19 protein-coding genes are annotated in these 19,247 nt (G+C 63.7%); 11 read left to right on the top strand and 8 right to left on the bottom strand.

The features are described 5' to 3' along the window. The first annotated feature begins 52 nt into the window (after positions 1–52). The 4 genes from chbA to chbG all read left to right on the top strand — a co-directional run bounded on the left by chbA (position 53) and on the right by chbG (position 3,584). Complete coding sequence (gene chbA / locus ACWPWQ_RS14540) at positions 53–406, top strand: PTS N,N'-diacetylchitobiose transporter subunit IIA (RefSeq protein ID WP_202047256.1); 354 nt, start codon at positions 53–55, stop codon at positions 404–406. Positions 407–438: 32 nt separating this feature from the next. After that, positions 439–1,266, top strand: coding sequence for a transcriptional regulator ChbR (chbR, locus tag ACWPWQ_RS14535; RefSeq protein WP_247625488.1), 828 nt, complete (start codon positions 439–441; stop codon positions 1,264–1,266). Positions 1,267–1,418: 152 nt separating this feature from the next. Continuing rightward, positions 1,419–2,765, top strand: a complete 1,347-nt coding sequence (locus tag ACWPWQ_RS14530) for a 6-phospho-beta-glucosidase (protein WP_454010110.1) — start codon at positions 1,419–1,421, stop codon at positions 2,763–2,765. A 48-nt stretch (positions 2,766–2,813) separates the two neighbouring features. Beyond that, positions 2,814–3,584: a chitin disaccharide deacetylase gene (chbG, locus tag ACWPWQ_RS14525; protein WP_454010109.1), complete on the top strand. Its 771-nt coding sequence runs from the start codon at positions 2,814–2,816 to the stop codon at positions 3,582–3,584. A 53-nt stretch (positions 3,585–3,637) separates the two neighbouring features. Here chbG and ACWPWQ_RS14520 read toward each other — a convergent pair whose 3' ends face one another. Then, positions 3,638–4,519 carry a helix-turn-helix transcriptional regulator gene (locus ACWPWQ_RS14520; RefSeq protein ID WP_454010108.1) on the bottom strand — a complete coding sequence of 294 codons (882 nt, stop codon included), beginning with the start codon at positions 4,517–4,519 and terminating at the stop codon, positions 3,638–3,640. 144 nt (positions 4,520–4,663) lie between these two features. Between ACWPWQ_RS14520 and tyrS the strand changes: the two genes are divergently transcribed. Beyond that, entirely contained in the window at positions 4,664–5,932 is a 1,269-nt protein-coding gene (gene tyrS / locus ACWPWQ_RS14515) for a tyrosine--tRNA ligase (RefSeq protein ID WP_454010107.1), read from the top strand. Positions 5,933–6,029: 97 nt separating this feature from the next. On the opposite strand, the gene yrfG is transcribed toward tyrS, so the two are convergent. Next, positions 6,030–6,698 (bottom strand): GMP/IMP nucleotidase, encoded by a 669-nt coding sequence (yrfG, locus tag ACWPWQ_RS14510; RefSeq protein WP_454010106.1) that lies wholly within the window; start codon positions 6,696–6,698, stop codon positions 6,030–6,032. A 146-nt stretch (positions 6,699–6,844) separates the two neighbouring features. Here yrfG and nudE point away from each other — a divergent pair, with 146 nt between their 5' ends. From nudE to ACWPWQ_RS14495, 3 genes are all read left to right on the top strand, one after another. Continuing rightward, the gene (gene nudE / locus ACWPWQ_RS14505) at positions 6,845–7,453 is read left to right on the top strand and encodes an ADP compounds hydrolase NudE (protein ID WP_005327154.1); all 609 of its coding nucleotides are present in this window, start codon (positions 6,845–6,847) and stop codon (positions 7,451–7,453) included. A gap of 41 nt (positions 7,454–7,494) precedes the next feature. Further along, positions 7,495–8,307 carry a 3'(2'),5'-bisphosphate nucleotidase CysQ gene (cysQ, locus tag ACWPWQ_RS14500; protein ID WP_454010105.1) on the top strand — a complete coding sequence of 271 codons (813 nt, stop codon included), beginning with the start codon at positions 7,495–7,497 and terminating at the stop codon, positions 8,305–8,307. Between the two features lie 412 nt (positions 8,308–8,719). After that, positions 8,720–9,985, top strand: a complete 1,266-nt coding sequence (locus tag ACWPWQ_RS14495; protein WP_319917243.1) for an aromatic amino acid transport family protein — start codon at positions 8,720–8,722, stop codon at positions 9,983–9,985. A 72-nt stretch (positions 9,986–10,057) separates the two neighbouring features. Here the strand turns inward: ACWPWQ_RS14495 and ACWPWQ_RS14490 are convergent, their stop codons facing one another. From ACWPWQ_RS14490 to metJ, 3 genes are all read right to left on the bottom strand, one after another. Beyond that, complete coding sequence (locus ACWPWQ_RS14490) at positions 10,058–10,396, bottom strand: tRNA-binding protein (RefSeq protein WP_005327160.1); 339 nt, start codon at positions 10,394–10,396, stop codon at positions 10,058–10,060. An 84-nt stretch (positions 10,397–10,480) separates the two neighbouring features. Continuing rightward, positions 10,481–11,227 carry a helix-turn-helix domain-containing protein gene (locus tag ACWPWQ_RS14485; protein WP_454010152.1) on the bottom strand — a complete coding sequence of 249 codons (747 nt, stop codon included), beginning with the start codon at positions 11,225–11,227 and terminating at the stop codon, positions 10,481–10,483. A 35-nt stretch (positions 11,228–11,262) separates the two neighbouring features. After that, a complete protein-coding gene (gene metJ, locus ACWPWQ_RS14480) occupies positions 11,263–11,586 on the bottom strand; it encodes a met regulon transcriptional regulator MetJ (RefSeq protein ID WP_005327165.1) in 324 nt (107 codons plus the stop codon). Between the two features lie 223 nt (positions 11,587–11,809). Between metJ and metB the strand changes: the two genes are divergently transcribed. Together metB and ACWPWQ_RS14470 are read left to right on the top strand one after the other, a co-directional pair. Next, a complete protein-coding gene (gene metB / locus ACWPWQ_RS14475; protein WP_171273202.1) occupies positions 11,810–12,988 on the top strand; it encodes a cystathionine gamma-synthase in 1,179 nt (392 codons plus the stop codon). Beyond that, positions 12,988–15,456: a bifunctional aspartate kinase/homoserine dehydrogenase II gene (locus ACWPWQ_RS14470; RefSeq protein ID WP_454010104.1), complete on the top strand. Its 2,469-nt coding sequence runs from the start codon at positions 12,988–12,990 to the stop codon at positions 15,454–15,456. The genes metB and ACWPWQ_RS14470 overlap by 1 nt, the downstream gene beginning before the upstream one ends. Before the next feature lie 228 nt (positions 15,457–15,684). Here ACWPWQ_RS14470 and ACWPWQ_RS14465 read toward each other — a convergent pair whose 3' ends face one another. Both ACWPWQ_RS14465 and ACWPWQ_RS14460 read right to left on the bottom strand, forming a co-directional pair. After that, positions 15,685–16,374, bottom strand: a complete 690-nt coding sequence (locus ACWPWQ_RS14465) for an LrgB family protein (RefSeq protein WP_289976461.1) — start codon at positions 16,372–16,374, stop codon at positions 15,685–15,687. Then, a complete protein-coding gene (locus tag ACWPWQ_RS14460) occupies positions 16,367–16,768 on the bottom strand; it encodes a CidA/LrgA family protein (RefSeq protein ID WP_106885769.1) in 402 nt (133 codons plus the stop codon). Before ACWPWQ_RS14460 ends, ACWPWQ_RS14465 begins: the two co-directional genes overlap by 8 nt. A 125-nt stretch (positions 16,769–16,893) precedes the next feature. Here ACWPWQ_RS14460 and ACWPWQ_RS14455 point away from each other — a divergent pair, with 125 nt between their 5' ends. Beyond that, complete coding sequence (locus ACWPWQ_RS14455; RefSeq protein WP_454010103.1) at positions 16,894–17,778, top strand: LysR substrate-binding domain-containing protein; 885 nt, start codon at positions 16,894–16,896, stop codon at positions 17,776–17,778. A gap of 111 nt (positions 17,779–17,889) precedes the next feature. Here ACWPWQ_RS14455 and ACWPWQ_RS14450 read toward each other — a convergent pair whose 3' ends face one another. Next, positions 17,890–18,801 (bottom strand): hypothetical protein, encoded by a 912-nt coding sequence (locus ACWPWQ_RS14450; protein ID WP_454010102.1) that lies wholly within the window; start codon positions 18,799–18,801, stop codon positions 17,890–17,892. Positions 18,802–19,247: the final 446 nt, after the last annotated feature.

Genomic DNA, 19,247 nt, shown 5'->3' with positions numbered 1-19,247 from the left:
GATGCCATTAAACCGCTTTCAATTAACTAGCTGTAATCAAGGGGATAAAGAGATGTTCGATATGGACAACATAGAGGCAGAGACCACGACTTGCGATGACATGGAGGAGGTGGTGATGGGACTCATCATCAACTCGGGGCAGGCACGCAGCCTGGCCTACAGCGCCCTGAAGAAGGCCAAGGAGGGCGACATAACCGCCGCCCGCCTGCTGATGACCCAATCCCGCGAGGCCCTCAACGCCGCCCACCTGGTGCAGACCCAGCTGATTGAGAGCGATCAGGGCGAGGGCAAGGTCCCGGTTACTCTGGTACTGGTTCATGCCCAGGATCACCTGATGACCTCCATGCTGGCGCGGGAGCTGATCAACGAGCTCATCGACGTGCACGAAAAACTGCTCGGCAAATAACAGCGGCATCGGCCAGCCATAGGGGGCGAATAATGAGCGTCAAGACCATCCGGGAAAACGAGCTGTTCAACAACAGACCCTTTCACATGTTCATCTACAACAAGCAGGTGAGCGGTACCGGTTTGCATCAGCACGACTATTACGAATTCACCCTGGTGTTGACCGGCCGTTACTATCAGGAGGTCAACGGCAAGCGGGTACTGCTCGAGCGCGGCGATCTGGTGTTCATTCCGCTGGGCTCATCCCATCAGAGCTTCTACGAGTTTGGTACCACCCGGATCTTCAACGTCGGGATCAGCCGCAGCTACTTTGACGAGCACTTCAAGTACCTGCTGCCGGAACACTTCGTGGCGTCCCAGGCCTATCCGCTCAAGCATGAATTCCTGAGTTATATCGAGTCGGTACTGGTTTCTCCCGGCTTCAGGGAAGAGGCGCTGACCGAATTTCTCGAAGTGGTGACCTACTCGGTGATGAACCGGCTGCGTCACTACAAGGACGCCTCGGCCAGCGAGGATCTTCCACTCTGGCTCCATGAGGCGGTAGAGCGCATGCACGATCGTTCGTTGTTTGCCGACGATGCCCTGGCCAATCTGATCCATCTCTCCGGCAAGAGCCAGGAGTACCTGACCCGTGCCACCCGGCGTTACTACAACAAGACGCCGATGCAGATCATCAACGAGATCCGGGTCAACTACGCCAAGATGCAGCTGGAAGTCACCAACGACTCTGTGGCCGACATCGCCTTCGAGACCGGCTACAACGATGTCAGCCTCTTTATCAAAAACTTCAAGAAGTTGACCTCCTTTACCCCGGGCAGTTACCGAAAATATCTCTATCCGAAATTTGAAACCCCGGCCTGAGATTGGCGAGCCGTATTTTTAAAAAACCATGTGCGGCAAAACAGCTGACCCAGATTGACCGGCCCCTGCCACAGGTGGCTGCGGCCCGCTGCACCCCCGATGCAGGGCGGCCCCTTATTCAACCCAATTTGAGAATGATGAAAGAGGTGCTTATGAACAAGACGCTTAAAGTGGTCACCATAGGTGGTGGCAGCAGCTATACCCCGGAGCTGGTCGATGGCTTCATCAAACGCTACGCCGAGCTGCCCATCGACGAGCTGTGGCTGGTCGATGTCCCCGAAGGCCAGGAGAAACTGGACATCATTTTCGACCTTTGCCAGCGCATGATCCAGAAAGCCGGCATCCCCATGACGCTGCACAAGACGTTGGATCGCCGCGCCGCGCTGCAAGGCGCCAGCTTCGTCACCACCCAGCTGCGGGTCGGCCAGCTGCAAGCCCGGGAAAAAGACGAGCGCATTCCCCTCAGCCACGGTCTGCTGGGCCAGGAGACCAATGGTGCGGGCGGCCTGTTCAAGGGGCTGCGCACCATCCCCGTCATTTTCGACATCATCCGCGATGTGGAAGAGATCTGCCCGGATGCCTGGCTCATCAACTTCACCAATCCGGCTGGCATGGTGACCGAAGCCGTGCATCGCCACACCCAGTTCCGCCGCTTCATCGGGGTGTGCAACATTCCGGTCGGCATGCAGATGTTTGTGCGCGACGCCCTCAAGGTCACCACAGAGGACGCCCTCTCCATCGACATTTTCGGCCTCAATCACCTGGTGTTCATCGGCGACGTGCTGGTCAATGGGGTATCGCGTTTCGATGAACTGCTCGAGGGGGTGATAGACGGCAGCCTCACCAGTTCCAGCTCGGTCAAGAACATCTTCGATCTGCCCTTCGATGCGAGCCTGATGCGCGGACTGCGCCTGTTGCCCTGCTCCTACCTGCGTTACTACTTCAAAGAGAAAGAGATGCTGGGGATCGAGATGGGCGAGTTCTACAAGGGCGGCGCCCGGGCCCAGGTGGTGCAACAAGTCGAGAAAACGCTGTTTGAGCTCTACCAGAACCCTGAACTCAACGAGAAGCCCAAGGAGCTGGAGCTGCGCGGTGGCGCCTACTACTCGGATGCGGCCTGCGAGGTGATCAGCGCCATCCATAACGACAAGCGCAGCGAACAGTATGTGATCATCCCCCACCATGGCCATGTCACCAACATTCCGGCCGACTGGACCGTCGAGATGACCTGCCTGGTGGGCCGTGATGGCGCCACTCCTCACCCGCGCCTCACCCGTTTCGATGACAAGGTCAACGGGCTCATTCACCTCATCAAGAGCTTCGAGATTGCCGCCTCCCAGGCTGCCTTGAGCGGCTCCTTCGATGACCTGCTGCTGGCTATGAACCTCAATCCGCTGATCCACTCGGACAACGAGGCAAAAACCGTTGCCCAGGAGCTGCTGCTGGCACACCGCGAGCACCTGCCCAAGTTTGCCGCCGCCATTGCGGATCTCGCCTGACAACACCGGGCCCCGTTGATCATCGGCGGGGTAATACAGGAGATAGAGATGCATAAAAGATTGATTATCAATGCCGACGACTTTGGTCTCTGCCCTGCCCAGAGCTACGGCATAGTGGAAGCCTTCGAGCATGGGGTGGTCAGCTCGACCACCGCCATGGTCAACTCCCCGGCCATAGCGCATGCGGCCTGGCTGGCCAAGCGCTTCCCGGACTTGCCCATCGGGCTGCACTTCGTGCTCACTTGGGGCAAGCCGCTCTCTCCTCTCTCCTGCCTGGTCAATGCCCGGGGGGAGCTGGACAAGAGCATCTGGCAAAAAAGCGAGCAGGGCCTGCTGGTCGCAAGGGAAATCATGGAAGAGCTCAGGCAGCAGTTCGATCGTTTCGTCACCCTGTTTGGCCGCTCGCCCAGCCACATCGACAGCCATCACCATGTGCATATGCTGCCGAGCCTCTATCCGCTGGTGGAAGCCTTCGCCCGCCAGCAGGGCATCCCTATGCGCATCGATCGGGAGGAGGTGCGCCGTCACGGCCTGACCGTCAACCATGAGCTCAGTTGCCAGCGCTTTGACAGCCGCTTCTATGGTGAGTCACTCACCCGGGAGCTGTTGCTGCAACTGCTGGATGACGCCAATGAACAGGGGGTCAACTCCCTGGAGATCATGTGCCACCCCGCCTTTATCGATCTCGAAGTGCAGCGCAGCGCTTATCACCAACCCAGGCTCACCGAGCTGGCCATCCTCACCGATCCGGCCCTGCCTGAGTTGATCGCGGCGAGAGGCTATTGCCTCACCAGCTACCAGGGGTGGCAGCCATCTTGAATCACCAAGGTGGCAGGGCTGTACTGTGATGGGCTCAGGCCTATGGTGGGGCGCTAGCTCGTCGATGTGGTGATGAGGTGGTTGAGAAAGAGGCTGAACAGCTCGGCCCGGGAGCCGAGCCGCAGCTTGCCGTAGAGGTGCTTGCGGTGATTCTTCACGGTGCCGCTGCCGATGCCGAGTTCGGCGGCGATTCCCTCCGTGTCCAGCCCCTGCAGCAGCAGGCTCGCCACCTGCCGCTCCCGGCGGGTGAGCCTGTCTCCGCCCACGCTGCTCATCGCCTGCTCCACTGCGGCCTTGAGGCTGGCGCCGTCCAGGCTGGCCGCTACGCCTTGCACCCTATCCTTTGCCGTACTCTTGGCTGCACTTTTCGCAGCACCATCCGTGGCTCTCGTCGCCGCGCTCTGGGCCAGCATTGGTACCGCCTCCCGCCACTGCTGGCGGCACAGGGAGTGCACCAGGGGGAACAAGGCTTCCAGCCTGGCCCGCTCTTGTGGACTAAGGCTCTGGCGCTTGTCGAGGCGGCCCAGAAACAGCATCAGGGTGAGACCACTGCGCACCGGCAGGATCAGCCCCACCTCCTCCTGCCAGCCGGTGGCCTGATAGAAGTGGTGGCGGTATTCGGGATCGAGCCGCCCCTTGGACACCTGTGCCAGGGTCCAGACCCCGGCGGGGAGGCCGTCCTGAAGCGCCAGCATAAAGGGATCCTGGCTGAAGTGGCTGGTGAGGTAGCGATCAAACAGCAGAGCCCGCTGGTGGCTCAGGTTGTCATAGAGGTAGACGGGACGCTGTCCCACCCCGAGCAGCAGGGCGCAGTCGAACGCCACCTGCTGCTGGATGAGGCGCACCAGGGCCGCCGCAAAGGCCGGGCTGTGCAGGGCATCGACGACGGCGGTCAGGCTCTGGGTCAGCGAGTCTGTGGCGAGGGGCTGGCTCATGGCGATGGGCTCCGGCTGGCGGGGAAAGCACCCCGATATGGGCGGGATGCTAGCACGAGAGTGGCAAAACTGTCCCCTGGGGGACATATCCGCCACCAGTCATAGGGGCGAGTATGGCGACTTTCCCCTGCTGTTGGAGACCCCATGATCGACCCCCATTTGCTTGATGATCTTGCTGAGCGCGGCCTGGTGGCCCAGATGCCCGACCCGGTGGCGCTGGCCTCCCACCTCGCCACGCCGCGCACCCTCTATTGCGGCTTCGATCCCACCGCTGGCAGCCTGCACATAGGCCATCTGGTGCCGCTCTTGATGCTGCGCCGCTTCCAGCTCGCGGGCCACACCCCTGTGGCCCTGGTGGGGGGCGCCACCGGCCTCATCGGCGATCCCAGCTTCAAGGCGACCGAGCGCAGCCTCAACAGCAGCGAAACCGTGCAGGGCTGGGTGGCCAGCCTGTCCGCCCAGATCCGGGCGCTGCTGCCCGCGAGCGAGGGGCTGGCGGCCCCTGTGCTGGTCAACAACGCCGACTGGATGGGGCAGATGTCGGCCCTCGATTTTCTGCGGGACATCGGCAAGCACTTCTCGGTCAACGCCATGCTGGCGCGGGAATCGGTGCGCCAGCGGCTGGCTCGCCCGGATCAGGGCATCTCCTTTACCGAGTTCTCCTACGCCCTGCTGCAATCCCAGGACTTCGCTGTGCTCAACCAGCGTCTCGGCTGCACCCTGCAGATCGGCGGCAACGATCAATGGGGCAACATCACCAGCGGCATGGATCTCACCCGGCGACTGCATCAGGCCCAGGTTCATGGTATGACGCTGCCCCTCATCACCAAGGCGGATGGCACCAAGTTCGGCAAGACGGAAGGGGGGGGCATCTGGCTGGATCCGGCGCTCACCTCGCCCTACGCCTTCCATCAGTTCTGGCTCGGCACGGCGGACGAGGATGTCTACCGTTTCCTGCGCTACTACAGCTTTATGCCGCTGGCGGCCATCAGGGAGCTGGAAGTCGAAGATGCGGGTCGGCAGGGGCGCAAGCAGGCCCAGCAGGTGCTGGCGGACGAGTTGACCGAACTGGTGCACGGCAAGGGGGCACTGGCGGCGGCGCGGCGCATCGGCGAGCTGCTGTTTTGCGGCGACGTGGCCCGCCTTGGGGAAAGCGATCTCGCCCAGCTGGCCCAGGATGGCATGCCGAGCTGCCGTATCGAGAAGGAAGCGGATCTGGTGACCCTGCTGGTGGAGAGCGGTCTGGCGAGTTCGAAGCGCATCGCCCGCGAGCTGCTGGGGGCGGGTGCCATCAGCCTCAACGGCGCGATAAGACAGGATGAACGGCTCAGTGCGGCGGACTGGTTGTTTGGCCGCTACCTGCTGCTGCGCCGGGGCAAGAAGCAGTACCGGCTGGTGGAGTGGGTGGACTAGCCCGCCCTCAAGGAGAAAGGGCTGCCCAGGCAGCCCTTCTGTTTGTCCGCTTGCTCATGGGGTCTGTGACTTCCCCATTGATGCGCAAAATGCCGATTCACACGGCCAGCGGCAATAACTCGGCGTAGTCGCGGATCGCCGGGAAGGCGGTAATCTGCTGCCCCGGCTGGCGACTGTCCGGGTTCTGTATGGCGAGCTGATAACCGATGCCGTAGTCGGCGGCGGCGCGCAGGATCCGCTCGCTGTCATCGACGAACAGGGTGCGGGCCGGATCGAATGCCAGTCGTTCTGCCAGCGCCTGCCAGCAGTGCTGGCTCTCCTTCGACCAGCCGAGCTCATGGGTGCTCACCATGAGATCCAGGTGGCTGGCGAGATCGAGGTGCGCATCCTTGACCGACAGGCTGGCGGGGTGGGCATTGGTGAAGAGTACCAGCTGCTTGCCCGCCGCCCGCAGGGCGGCCAGGAAGGGAATGACGTGGGGCCGCCACTGGATCTTGTCCAGTATCTCCTGCTTGAGGGCGCGGATGTCGAGCCCGAGGGTCCGGCTCCAGTAGTCGACGCAGTACCAGTCGAGGGTGCCGCTGACGGCCTGATAGTGGGCATCGATCTGCGCCTTGGCGTCGGCCAGCGGCAGGCCGAGGCGCGCAGCGTAGCGCTCGGGCACCAGCTGCTGCCAGAGGTGGCTGTCAAAATGAAGGTCGATCAGGGTGCCATCCATGTCGAGCAGAACTGTGTCTATCTGGTGCCAGGGCAGTGGGGTGGGCATGGGGCCTCTTTGTGTCGGACTGGGTGGGGAAAACGGGGGGCATTATAACGGATTTTTCAGGCACCTTTCCGGCCCTTGCCCCGTGGTGTTCCCTCGGGGAGTCGTTTACTCTTGAAGCACTCTTTTTTAACGAGCAGTCAGCCCAGATGAGTGACCCCCACAAGTGCAAACCCGAACACGTCCGCGTCGAGGCCATGGCCCATGACAAGCGCAAGCCGGAGATCATCAAGGCCGAGCTGGTGGCCGAGAGCCGGCTGTTCAAGGTGGAATCCCTGCACCTGAAATTCAGCAACGGGGAGGAGCGGGTCTACGAGCGGATGCGCGGCGGCAACCGGGGTGCCGTCATGGTGGTGCCCCTGTTCGATGCCCACACCCTGCTGCTGGTGCGCGAATACGCGGCGGGCACTCACTCCTACGAGCTGGGCTTCCCCAAGGGGCTGATCGATCCGGGCGAAGATGCCTTCGAGGCGGGCAACCGGGAGCTGATGGAGGAGGCGGGCTTCGGGGCCCGTGACCTGATCCCCCTCAAGCAGGTCTCCCTGGCCCCCGGCTATTTTTCCAGCCGGATGGACATACTGCTGGCGCGGGATCTCTACCCCGAGCAGCGGGTGGGCGACGAGCCCGAGCCCCTCGAGGTGATCCCCTGGCCCCTCAATCGCATCGACGAATTGCTGGCGCGACCCGACTTCACCGAGTCGCGCAGCATCAGTGCCCTGCTGCTGGCCAGCAAATGGCTGGCGGAGCAGGAAAGCTAGCCCAAACGTGGGTAAAGGTAATAAAAACAGAGGATAACAAGATGCAGGAGTTGTTGGCCTGGATACCTGGGGTCAAGGAGATAGCCCGCGAAGCGGGACGTATCCTTCACGAAATCTATCACGGCGGTCAGTTCGAGCGTCAGCTGAAGGAGGATGCGACCCCGGTCACCAGTGCCGATCTTGCTGCCGATGCCTACCTCAAGCAGGCGCTGTCGGCGCTCACCCCCCATGTGCCCGTGCTGACCGAAGAGGCGGCCGATGTGCCCTTCAGCCAGCGAGCCAACTGGCGGCAATACTGGCTGGTGGACCCCCTCGACGGCACCGGCGAGTTCATCGCCGGCAGCGGCGACTTCGCCACCCTGATCGCCCTGGTGCGGGACAATGTCCCGGTGCTCGGGGTCATCTATGCCCCCGAGGCCGACGTGCTCTACTGGGCGGTGCGCGGCCACGGCGCCTTCAAGGAGGTGAATGACGAGGTGTACCCCATCAGCGCCATGCACCACGAGCACGACCAGCCCGACTCCCTGGTGGTGGCCATCAGCCGCCGCCAGAAGCTGGAGAACCTGACCCGCCGCCTCAACCCGGCCATCAACTACGAGCTGATCCCGCTTGGCTCCAGCTCCCTCAAGTCCTGCCTGGTGGCGGAAGGGGCGGCAGACTGCTATGTGCGGCTCGGTCCCACCGGCGAGTGGGACACCGCCGCCGCCCAGTGCATCGTCGAGGCGGCGGGGGGGCGCATCCTCAGCCTGGCGTTGCAACCGCTCAGCTACAACGAAACGGAGTCGCTGGAGAACCCTGACTTCATCGTGATGGGGGACCCGGATCTCGCCTGGGGCAAGATCCTGACTCACTGAGCCGGTTGAAATGTAGCCAGTTCATCCAATCAGGCGGCCCCGTGGCCGCCTGATCGCCTGGTGTGATCCGCTGGCTTGGCGCGGCATATTCAGGTGTATTCGCTACTTAAATGGATTGCTGTAGTGGATCATCACAATCAAACCCAAAGTGCTGGCATCTATTTTCAGGTAATTCTGAAAACTTCGTATTGGTCAAAATAAAAAATCGACCAGTGGTTATATTTTGGTTTTATATTTCGTTAAATTCGCCGTTTAAAGGTTTAACCGAACAGGGCGGGCTGGAAATGCCGCCCAATCTCACTGGCTGAGCCTGGCTTTGCCAGTGAGATCTGCCAATGCCGTTTTTTGAGAATTAAATGCTAAAGGAGCACAATATTTTTAGATTTTAATACTATATATAAGTGGTTTATCAATGAGTTCATCTGCAGAGGTCACCCGGGAGCTATCTGGTTCCCCATCCATCAGCCGCACTGGCTGGCGTCGTCACGATACCCACTGGGTCATCAGCCTGTTTGGCACCGCGGTCGGCGCCGGCATACTGTTCCTGCCCATCAACCTGGGTCTGGGGGGCATCTGGCCCCTGGTCATCGTCGCCGTGCTGGCGGGCCCCATGACCTTCCTGGCCCACCGCGGGCTGGCGCGCTTCGTGCTCTCTTCCTCGCGCCCCCACGCCGACTTCACCGAGGTGGCGGAGGAGCACTTCGGCAAGATGGCCGGTCGCCTCATCTCGGCGCTCTACTTCCTCTCCATCTTCCCCATACTGCTCATCTACGGCGTCGGGCTCACCAACACGGTGGAGAGCTTCATGATCAACCAGCTCGGCATGGATGCCCCGAACCGGGTGATGCTCTCTGGCCTGCTGGTGTTCGCCATGATCGCCGTGATGATGGCGGGGGAGAAGGCGATGCTGCGGGCCTTTGCCTTCATGGTCTACCCGCTGGCGGCCATTCTGGCGGCGCTCTCCTGCTACCTCATTCCCCAGTGGCACTGGCCGGAGGCGACCGCGTTCGAGGGGGCCAGCTTCCTCAACACCGTCTGGCTGGCGCTGCCGGTCACAGTGTTCGCCTTCAGCCACGCCGCCGCCATCTCCGGCTTTGCCAACGTGCAGCGCCGGGAATATGGCGAGCAGGCCGAAGCCAAGAGCGGCCTGATCCTGCGCAACACCACCGTCATGCTGGTGGGCTTCGTGCTCTTCTTCGTCTTCTCCTGCGTGTTGAGCCTCTCCCCGGCCCAGCTGGCAGAGGCCAAGGCCCAGAACGTCTCCGTGCTCTCCTATCTTGCGAACATCACAGACAACCCTGTGATCGTGACCCTGGGGCCGCTCATCGCCTTCATCGCCATCAGCTCCTCCTTCCTCGGCCACTTCCTCGGCGCCCGGGAGAGCCTGAAAAGCCTGATCGCCAAGCCCACAGGGCTGTCGCTGGCCAAGGCGGACCGGCTCGGCATCGCCCTGATGTTCTTCGCCATCTGGGGCGCCGCCGTCATCAACCCGGGCATCCTCGGGCTGATGGAGACCCTCTCCGGCCCCGTCATCGCCATGATCCTCTTCATCATGCCGGTGGTGGCCATCTACAGGGTGGAGGCGCTGGCCCGCTTCCGTCAGGGCTGGGTGAACGGCTTCATCCTGCTGACCGGTTCGCTCTCGGTCTCGGCCCTGCTCTTCAGCCTGCTGAAGTAACTGCGGCGCGGTGGTTAAAAAGAGAAGAGGCGACCCCGGGGTCGCCTCTTCTCTTTCATGGGGCACAGGGCCTCAACCCAGCTTGGCGCCGTTCTCCACCGCCTGCTCCGGGATGGCCATCACCACGGCGCCATCGGCCCGGTAGAAGCCGGTCAGCAGAAACTCCGACTGGATGGGGCCGATCTGCTTGGCCGGGAAGTTCACCACGGCGACGATCTGGCGCCCTACCAGATCCTCCGGCTGATAGAGATCCGTTATCTGGGCGCTGCTCTTGCGCACCCCGAGCTCGGGGCCGAAATCCGCCCACACCTTGTAGGCGGGCTTGCGCGCCTCGGGGAAGGGCTCGACCCGCACCAGGGTGCCCACTCTCAGCTCCACCATCTCGAACTGCTGCCAGCTTATGGTCTGCATCTTGGCTCCTCCTTTCACACACCATGCATTGACCCCAGCATGCCTCGAAACGGCAGCCCCTGTCTTCGGCAAGGAGCCGGACTGTTATGGCTGCGGGCCGTTTTGCTGGCGCCAGCGGGAGGGGGTGAGGCCCGTCTCGGCCAGGAAGCGCTCGGCGAAGGCTCCCTGATCCTGATAGCCGCAGCGGCTGGCCACCTCGCCTATGGGCAGGGCACTGTGAGCCAGCAGGGTGCGTGCCAGCGCCATGCGCCGCCCGCGGATGTAGTGGGAGGCGCTCATGCCGAACTGCTGGCGAAAGGCGTGCTTGAACTGGCTCTGGCCGAGGCAGGCAACAGCGGCGAGCCGCTCGTTGCCAAGGGGCTCGGCGAGGTGGGCCTCGATGTGGCGCTGCACTCTTGTCATGCGGGGGGCCAGGGTGGGGCCCATGCCCTGACCCTGGGCCAGGAGGCCCAGCCAGACCTGCTCCATGCCGGCCACATGACGGCCCTGACGCACCATCTGATGGAGGAAGGCGAGGTAGTGGCGCTGGGGCTCGTCCAGGGGGATGAAGGGGCGCTCGCCAAGGGCCTCGGGCAGCCAGTGGCTCTCCTGCACCAGGAAGGAGAGCGCCGGGTCGGCGGCGTAGTCGTGGCGAAGACCGGGGGCGATGACGCAGGCAAAGCCAGGGGCGAGGCGGCGACCCTGGCCCTGCACCTCGATCTCGAGGGGGCCGTCCAGGGGGATCACCAGCTGGGCGAAGTCGTGGCTGTGGCTGCTGATGTCGCTCTGGTAGCGGCGCAGGCTGAACGGGCTGGGGGCGGATAGGGATGACGCGGCACCGGGCCGCGTCATCGAAGAGGGGGGATTATGTGCCATGGGCCACCGGATTACTCGGCGTCGAAATCTTCGATCTCTTTGCCGAGCGCCTCCATGATGGCGCGGGCCTCGGCGGGGACGCTGTCCGGATGATCCTTGCGCAGATCGTCGTCACAGGGCAGCGGCTGACCGGTGAATGCGTGCAGGAAGGCCTCACAGAGCAGCTCGCTGTTGGTCGCATGACGCAGGTTGTTCACCTGGCGACGGGTGCGCTCATCGGTCAACACCTTCAGCACCTTGAGCGGGATCGAGACGGTAATCTTCTTGACCTGTTCGCTCTTCTTGCCGTGCTCCGCATAGGGGCTGACGTAGTCGCCGTTCCACTCTGTACCCATGTTCCACCTGTTCTCGTTTGGCCGTGAGCGCGGATTTTAACCCTTAAGGAATTCAATGGCAATCCAACAGCAAAGCCATTTAGACGTCTAGAAGTGTTGACGGCTTTTTTAAGGTGGCGTAGTGTGATGCACCATGGGCCGGCACTCCGGCCAGCGCAAATGAGAGCGGGGCAGGACGATCCACGAGGCGGACCGGCTCCGGCAACACATCAAGGAGAGTGACATGACCCACAAGGCCACCCTGGCGGTACGCACCGGGATTGAGACAGACACACAACACGGTGCCGTGGTGCCCCCCATCTACCTCTCCAGCAACTACACCTTTGCCGACTTTGGCGAGCCCCGTCAATACGATTATGCCCGCTCAGGCAACCCGACCCGCACCAATCTGGCGGACGCCCTGGCGGCCCTTGAAGGGGGCGCCGGCGCCGTAGTGACCGGTACCGGCATGGGAGCCGTGCACCTGGTGACCACGGCCCTGCTCAAGGCGGGGGATCTGCTGATCGCCCCCCACGACTGTTACGGCGGTACCTGGCGCCTGTTCGAGTATCTGGCGGCCAAGGGCCACTACCGGGTGCAGTTCGTCGATCAGGGAGACGAGTCGGCGCTCGCCGAGGCCCTGGCGCAGCAACCGGCCCTGGTGTGGGTAGAGACCCCCTCCAACCCGCTGCTGCGGGTGGTGGACGTGGCCGCCATCGCCGCCGCCTCCCATGAGGTGGGTGCCAAAGTGGTGGTGGACAACACCTTCCTCTCCCCGCTGCTGCAACAGCCGCTCTCGCTGGGGGCCGACGTGGTGGTGCATTCGACCACCAAGTACATCAACGGCCACTCCGACGTGGTGGGCGGGGTCGCGATCGCCAAGGAGGCCGAGCTGGCCGAGTCCCTGGTGTGGTGGGCCAACTGTCTGGGGCTCACCTCCGGCGCCTTCGACTCCTACCTCACCCTGCGCGGTCTACGCACCCTGGCGCCGCGCCTGCGTGCCCATCAGGAGAATACGGACAGGATCCTGGCCTTCCTGCAGCAGCAGCCGCTGGTCAAAAAAATCTATCATCCCAGCCTGCCGAGCCACCCGGGCCACGAGATTGCGCGCCGTCAACAGTCCGGCTTCGGCGCCATGCTAAGTTTTGAACTCGATTGCAACGAGACGGGGCTGCGCGCCTTCCTCGCGGCGCTGCGCCTCTTCTCGGTGGCGGAATCCCTCGGCGGGGTGGAGAGTCTGGTGGCCCATCCGGCCAGCATGACCCACAGGGCCATGACTCCGGCGGCGCAGCAGGCGGCGGGCATCAGCGCCCAGTTGCTGCGCCTCTCGGTGGGCATAGAACACGGTGAAGACCTGGTGGCCGATCTGGCTCAAGGCTTTGAACAGGCGCAGTTGGCACAACAGGCAGAGCAGGTGAAGTAATGGAACAGCAACAGCAAGGAGAGAGTGCGGTGGCGGCAGAGAGAGCCTTGAAGCGGCGTCATGTGCACAAGTTTGGCGGCAGTAGCCTGGCGGATCCTGTCTGCTATCGCCGGGTCGCCAGCATTCTCGAACAACAGGCCGAGCAGCAGGGCGGTGGCAGGGAGCTGGTGGTGGTCTCCGCCGCCGGCAAGACCACCAACCGGCTGATCCAGCTGGTGGAACTGGCCGAGGCGGGTGACGAGGCCGCAGGGGAAGCCATCACTGCCCTGCACGCCTACCAGCAGAGCCTGATCGACGGCCTGCTGGAGGGGGAGTTGCTGCTCGACTTGAGCCAGCAGCTGACCGATGACATGCAGCAGATCGCCAAGACCCTGGAAGGGCAGTTTGATCGCTTCGAGCGCAACGGCCTGTTGGCCTTTGGCGAGGTGTGGTCGGCGCGCCTGCTGGCCGCCCTGCTCAGCAGCCGCGGCGACAAGGCCATCTGGCTCGACGCCCGCAGCTTCCTGCGCGCCGAGGATGGCGCCCTGGTCAAGGTCAATACCGCCATCTCCAGCGAGCTGCTCAAGGCCCGCTTGGCGGAGCATCCCGGCCGCATAGTGGTGACCGGCTTCATCGCCGCCGACATGGAGGGGCGCTCCTTACTGCTCGGCCGCAACGGATCCGACTACAGCGCCAGCCTGCTGGCCGCCCTGGCGGACGGGGAGTCCACCACCATCTGGAGCGACGTGGCCGGTGTCTACAGCGCCGATCCGCGCCGGGTGAAGGAGGCGCGCCTGCTGGAGCGCCTGAGCCTGGCGGAGGCCAACGAGCTGGCCCGCCTCGGCTCCTCGGTGCTCCATTCCCGCACCCTGCAGCCGGTGGCCGACAGCCGCCAGCGCCTCACCCTGCGCTGCAGCTACAACCCGGACGAGGGCTGCACCCACATACTGCGCCGGGCGCCGCGCTCCGGCGGGGCGCGCATCGTCTCCTCGGTGGATCAGATAGCCCTCATCGAGCTCAAGGTGCTGCCCCAGACAGGTTATGAGCAGACGGTGGCGGCTATCGAGGCCCATCTGGCCCGCCATCGCCTCCACCCGCTCACCCTGCAGCGCCAGCCGGATCGGCGGGTGCTGCGCCTGGCCTACACCCTGGAGGTGGCGCAAGGGGCCTTCGAGGTGCTGCGGGACTTCCAGCTGCAGGGCAGCTTCACTGGCCTCATCCAGAAGGAGGGGTTCAGCCTGGTGGCCCTGGTGGGGGCAGGGGTGACCGACAACGCCGAGCAGTGTCACCGCTTCTACCAGCTGCTGGCGGATCAGCCCCTGGAGTTCGTCCAGGTGGCCCGAGATGGCCTGAGCCTGGTGGCCGTGCTGCGCCAGGTGGTGCTGGAGCCCCTGCTCATCGCCCTGCACAGCGCCCTGTTCAGCCGCCCGACCCGGGTCGGTCTGGTGGTGTTCGGCAAGGGCAACATAGGGGGTCACTGGCTGGCGCTCTACGCCCGGGAGAAGGCGCGGCTCGAGCACGAGCTCAATCTGGCGCTCACCCTCTACGGGGTGTTCGACTCCAAGGGAGGCCTGCTGGATGAAGAGGGGCTGGATCCCCTCAAGGTGCGCGACAACTTCAACCCCAGGCCGCTTATCTGGCCGGAGCTGCTCTCCCAGCTGGAGCAGCACGGTTTTGACTCCCTGATCGCCCTCGACATGACCGCCAGCGAGACGGTGAGCCGCTACTACCCGGACTTCGCCCAGCTCGGCTGCCACATCATTGCGGCCAACAAGTTTGCCGGCGCCGCCGACAGCGAGTTCTACCAGCGCATCAAGCAGATCTGCCGCGATCATCAGGTGCAGTGGCGCTACAACGCCACCGTGGGGGCCGGGCTGCCCATCCAGTCCAGCATCCAGATGCTGCGCCAGAGCGGGGATCGCATCCAGGGAGTCTCCGGCATCTTCTCAGGTACCCTCTCCTGGCTGTTCCAGCAGTATGACGGCAGCCGCCCCTTCTCCGAGCTGGTGGACGAGGCCTGGCAGCACGGTCTGACCGAGCCGGATCCACGGGAGGATCTCTCCGGTCAGGACGTGCGCCGCAAGCTGCTCATCCTGGCGCGGGAGGCGGGCTTCGAGCTCGACTCCGCCGACATCGAGCTGGAGAACCTGGTGCCCGTCTCCCTGCGCAAGGTGAGCACGGATCAGTTCATGGACAGGCTGAAAGAGCTGGATGATCCCATCCAGACCGCGTTCGAGGGGGCATGCCGGGTCGGCAAGGTGCTGCGCTACGTCGCCCGTTTCGAGCACGACGGCAAGGCGCGGGTCGGGCTGGAGACCCTGGAGCCCCACCATCCGTTCGCCAACCTCCTGCCCTGCGACAACGTGTTCGCCATCGAGAGCGACAGCTATCGCACCAACCCCCTGGTCATTCAGGGGCCGGGGGCGGGGCGCGAGGTGACGGCCGCCGCCATTCAGTACGACTTGTGGCAGATCTGCGCCAGCCTGTAAGAACCTGTTCACGATCTTACTGCGAGGTCGTGATCAAGGCTCATGTGCTGCTCGCTTGTTTGTAACCAAGAGGGCTCACGTATATCTATACGCTCCGGTTCCTGCGCTGCTCTTTACCTTGCTGACGGCCTCTCGCGACAGATCGTAGAAAGGTTCTAAAGCGGTATAAAGAGAGGAAAACAGAAGAGGCGCCCTTGGGCGCCTCTTCTCGTTGGTGGTCGCAATGCCTTACCAGAACAACTTGCCCAACAGGGGGGCGAGCAGCACAGTCGCCATGCCGGCTATCATCATCACCATGCTGGAGACCACCCCCTCCTCGTTGCCCATCTGGTACGCCCTGGCGGTGCCGGCGCCATGGGCGGAGGCGCCAAAACCCGCCCCCTTGCCGAGGCGGCTGCGGATGGCGAGCACCGTCAGCACACTCTCCCCCACCGCCATGCCGATCACCCCGGTCAGCACCACGAACAGGGCGGTGAGATCGGCATTGCCGCCGACCGAGCGGGTCGCCTCCACCGCGAAAGGGGTGGTGATGGATCGCATGGCCATGCTGCGCTGCAGCAGCTCTGAGAGGTTGAGCCAGCGGGCCAGCAGCACTGTGCTGCCCACCGCCATGAGCACTGAGGCGAGCACCCCCACCGACAGGGAGAGCCAGTGGCGGCGCATCAGCGCGCGGTTCTCGTAGACGGGCACCGCGAAGGCGACGGTGGCCGGGCCCAGCAGCCAGAGTAGCCAGTGGGATTCGGCCATGTAGTCCTGATAGGGGATGTGGAACAGCACCACCACGGCCACCAGCAGGGCGGGGGCCAGCAGCAGCGGCATCAGGGGCAGGATGCGCTTCTTGCCATAGAGCCACTTGCTGGCGTAGTAGAACAGCAGGGTGAGGGCGAAGCAGAGCAGGCCGAGCAGGGTGTCAGACATGGCGACGACTCCGGCGGGCCAGCTTCAGCTCCAGGCGATAGACCCTGTCCACCACCAGGGCCGTGGTGCCGAGTACCAGCACAGTGCTTGTCACCAGCACCACCATGATGCGCCATCCCTCCTGCAGCAGTAGATCCTGATAGTTGACCACGGCCACCACGGCGGGCACGAAGAACAGCAGCATCTCCGCCAGCAGCCAGCGGGCTCCGGCGCTGAACCACTGGGCCTTGACCACCCCGAGCAGGATGCAGATCAGCAGCAGCAGCATGCCGGTGAGGTTGGCGGGCAGGGGCAGGTGGAAGGTGCGTACCGCGGTGTCGGCCAGCAGCCAGATGGCCGCCAGCAGGGCGATTTGGAAGGGGGTTTGCAACCAGCGAAGGCAGAAGGCTTTCATGATGGGCGTCTTTCTGTGAACCTGATCACAGTATAAACGGGGGCTAAACCTGCAAAAAATGAATTTAAATTATGAAAAATATGCCAAATTGGCATTATTTGGCGATCACCCCAGACGAGCGTCCCATGGATATCCGAGCCCTGCGTTACTTTGTCGAACTGGTGCGGGAGAAGAGCTTCACCCGCGCCTCCGAGAAGCTGTTCGTCACCCAGCCCACCATCAGCAAGATGATCCGCAGCATGGAGGAGGTGCTGGGCCAGCCCCTGCTCAATCGGGAGGGGCACAGCTTCACCCTGACCGACAGCGGCCAGGTGCTGTTTGCCCGCGGCCAGCTGATCCTGGCCCAGATGCAGCAGCTGGAGGCGGAGCTTGCGGATCTGCAGAGCCTGCAGCACGGGCGCCTGGCGCTGGGCATCCCCCCCATGGTGGGCCACGTCTATGCGGATCTTATCCGCGCCTACCGCAGCCGCTACCCCAAGGTGGAGCTCTCCATCGTCGAGTACGGCGGGCGCCGCATCGAGCAGGCGGTGCTGGAGGGGGAGCTGGATCTCGCCATCACCATGTTGCCGACCAGGGAAGAGGGGGTACTGAGCGCCCTGGAGCTGGACTGCTATCCCATTCAGGTGGTGCTGCCGGACCTGCCCCGCTGGCGCGGGGAGAGCGAGATCCGGCTGGCGGATCTGCAGGAGGAGCCCTTCCTGCTCTACACCCAGGCCTTCACCCTGAGCGAGCGGCTGGAGCAGGCCTGTCAGCAGGCGGGCTTCGTGCCCCAGGTGGCGGCGCGCAGCAGTCAGTGGGATTTTCTCACCGCCATGGTGCGCAGCGGCATGGGGGTCGCCTTCCTGCCCGAGCCCATCTGCCGGCGGCTGACCCCGGACGGCCTGGTGCTGAGGCCCTTGTTGCCGGAGCTGAGCTGGCGGCTCGGGGTGATCTGGCCAGCGAAGCGCTACCTCTCCCGCACTGCCGAGGCCTGGCTCGCCCTGTGTCGCGAGCAGGGGGCGCGGGGCTAGGCGCTACTTGCCGACCTTGTCCCCCTGTGTCGCGAGCAGGGGGCGCGGGGCTAGGCGCTACTTGCCGACCTTGTCCCCCTGTGTCGCGAGCAGGGGGCACGGGGCTAGGCGCTACTTGCCGATCTTGTCCCCCTTGTCGTGGGGAGGCACGCCGAAGGCATCCCGGGCCGGATCATAGAGATAGGATCTGTAGTCGCTCCCCTCGCCGGGCAGCTGGGGGTTGCTCAGCCTGAACAGCTGGCGCGAGGCTAGCTGGGTGAACGCCAGGGAGGGTTGGAAGTGCTGGCGCCAGAGCCGTTTGAGTGAACCGTCCTGCCAGGCCAGCCGCAGGCCGAGCTGGATGCGCTCGCGCTCCTTGTCGTAGGTGGCATGGCTGTAGAAGGCGTGGATCAGCGGGTAGAAGAGGGCCACATGGCGATCGACGGCGAGGGTCGGCAGCCTGGGGTGGTGGGTCTCCCACTCCGCCAGTATCTCGTTGGCGCCGCGACAGAAGAGATCGACCCGGCCGCGGGCCACCATGCGAAACAGCGACTCGTAGTTGTCCACCTCCTGCACCTGGAAGCCGTTGTGGCGCAGGATGTCGGCATCCTGCCACTCCTTGCCTGTCCCCTGACTGAACGCCTGAAGCTGGGCCAGGGTACGGACCCCGGCCAGATCCTTGGCGCGGTCAGCCGCGACGAAGCAGACCCGGTAACCGAGAATGCCGAGATCGATGGGGAAGGGGAGCAGGCTGACCTCGGGGTGAGGCGTCTTCTGGGGCCAGCTGTCGACGATGAAGAGGGCACTCTTGCCCGGTTTTTGCACCTCGAGCCGCATCCGCGCCTTGTTCATCTTGAGGGAGTCACGCAGTTCGTAGTCGCCGTATTGCTGGCGGGTCTTCTCCAGCGCCAGCCGCATCGCCTCCCGGTAGTAGTCCATGCGGGCATCCTGTTCGTTTTCCGGGCTGAGCAGGGTAAATCGGGTGGCCGCCATCGGGGAGGAGGAGAGGGAGAGCGTGAATAGCAGGAGCAGGAGTCGATACATCTTGGCCGGGTTCTACAACGGGATTGTGCCCATTATAGTTCGCTGCCCCACCGGCGACACAGCCCTATTGGCTCCCGGCTCCTCTGACCTCTGGGTCTGGTCCCAGACGGCTTTCATAAGCAAACCCGATTGGCGACACAGTGCGATTGCCCCCAACTCCTCTGACCTCTGGGCCTGGCCCCAGACGGCTTTCATAAGCAAACCCGATTGGCGACACAGTGCGATTGTCCCCGGCTTCTCTGACCTCTGAACCCGGCCCCAGACGGCTTTCATAAGCAAACACGATTGGCGACACAGTGCGATTGTCCCCCCGGCTTCTCTGACCTCTGGGTCTCGTCCCAGACGGCTTTCATAAGCACACCCGATTGGCGACACAGTGGCTTGCCCCAACGCCTCTGACTTGTGTGGCCCGTCCCAGACGGTTTCCAGCAGGGCGCCCCGCTGGC

This window comes from Aeromonas sp. Marseille-Q7275 (assembly GCF_965119515.1).
The sequence above is the reverse complement of the archived record's forward strand: the minus strand, read 5'-3'. Positions and strand labels throughout refer to the sequence as shown.

Excerpts from the sequence above, each read along its gene's own strand:
- chbA (WP_202047256.1), top strand. The coding sequence starts at position 53 with ATGTTCGATATGGACAACATAGAGGCAGAGACCACGACTTGCGATGAC.
- chbR (WP_247625488.1), top strand. The coding sequence starts at position 439 with ATGAGCGTCAAGACCATCCGGGAAAACGAGCTGTTCAACAACAGACCC.
- ACWPWQ_RS14530 (WP_454010110.1), top strand. The coding sequence starts at position 1,419 with ATGAACAAGACGCTTAAAGTGGTCACCATAGGTGGTGGCAGCAGCTAT.
- chbG (WP_454010109.1), top strand. The coding sequence starts at position 2,814 with ATGCATAAAAGATTGATTATCAATGCCGACGACTTTGGTCTCTGCCCT.
- ACWPWQ_RS14520 (WP_454010108.1), bottom strand. The coding sequence starts at position 4,519 with ATGAGCCAGCCCCTCGCCACAGACTCGCTGACCCAGAGCCTGACCGCC.
- tyrS (WP_454010107.1), top strand. The coding sequence starts at position 4,664 with ATGATCGACCCCCATTTGCTTGATGATCTTGCTGAGCGCGGCCTGGTG.
- yrfG (WP_454010106.1), bottom strand. The coding sequence starts at position 6,698 with ATGCCCACCCCACTGCCCTGGCACCAGATAGACACAGTTCTGCTCGAC.
- nudE (WP_005327154.1), top strand. The coding sequence starts at position 6,845 with ATGAGTGACCCCCACAAGTGCAAACCCGAACACGTCCGCGTCGAGGCC.
- cysQ (WP_454010105.1), top strand. The coding sequence starts at position 7,495 with ATGCAGGAGTTGTTGGCCTGGATACCTGGGGTCAAGGAGATAGCCCGC.
- ACWPWQ_RS14495 (WP_319917243.1), top strand. The coding sequence starts at position 8,720 with ATGAGTTCATCTGCAGAGGTCACCCGGGAGCTATCTGGTTCCCCATCC.
- ACWPWQ_RS14490 (WP_005327160.1), bottom strand. The coding sequence starts at position 10,396 with ATGCAGACCATAAGCTGGCAGCAGTTCGAGATGGTGGAGCTGAGAGTG.
- ACWPWQ_RS14485 (WP_454010152.1), bottom strand. The coding sequence starts at position 11,227 with ATGACGCGGCCCGGTGCCGCGTCATCCCTATCCGCCCCCAGCCCGTTC.
- metJ (WP_005327165.1), bottom strand. The coding sequence starts at position 11,586 with ATGGGTACAGAGTGGAACGGCGACTACGTCAGCCCCTATGCGGAGCAC.
- metB (WP_171273202.1), top strand. The coding sequence starts at position 11,810 with ATGACCCACAAGGCCACCCTGGCGGTACGCACCGGGATTGAGACAGAC.
- ACWPWQ_RS14470 (WP_454010104.1), top strand. The coding sequence starts at position 12,988 with ATGGAACAGCAACAGCAAGGAGAGAGTGCGGTGGCGGCAGAGAGAGCC.
- ACWPWQ_RS14465 (WP_289976461.1), bottom strand. The coding sequence starts at position 16,374 with ATGTCTGACACCCTGCTCGGCCTGCTCTGCTTCGCCCTCACCCTGCTG.
- ACWPWQ_RS14460 (WP_106885769.1), bottom strand. The coding sequence starts at position 16,768 with ATGAAAGCCTTCTGCCTTCGCTGGTTGCAAACCCCCTTCCAAATCGCC.
- ACWPWQ_RS14455 (WP_454010103.1), top strand. The coding sequence starts at position 16,894 with ATGGATATCCGAGCCCTGCGTTACTTTGTCGAACTGGTGCGGGAGAAG.
- ACWPWQ_RS14450 (WP_454010102.1), bottom strand. The coding sequence starts at position 18,801 with ATGTATCGACTCCTGCTCCTGCTATTCACGCTCTCCCTCTCCTCCTCC.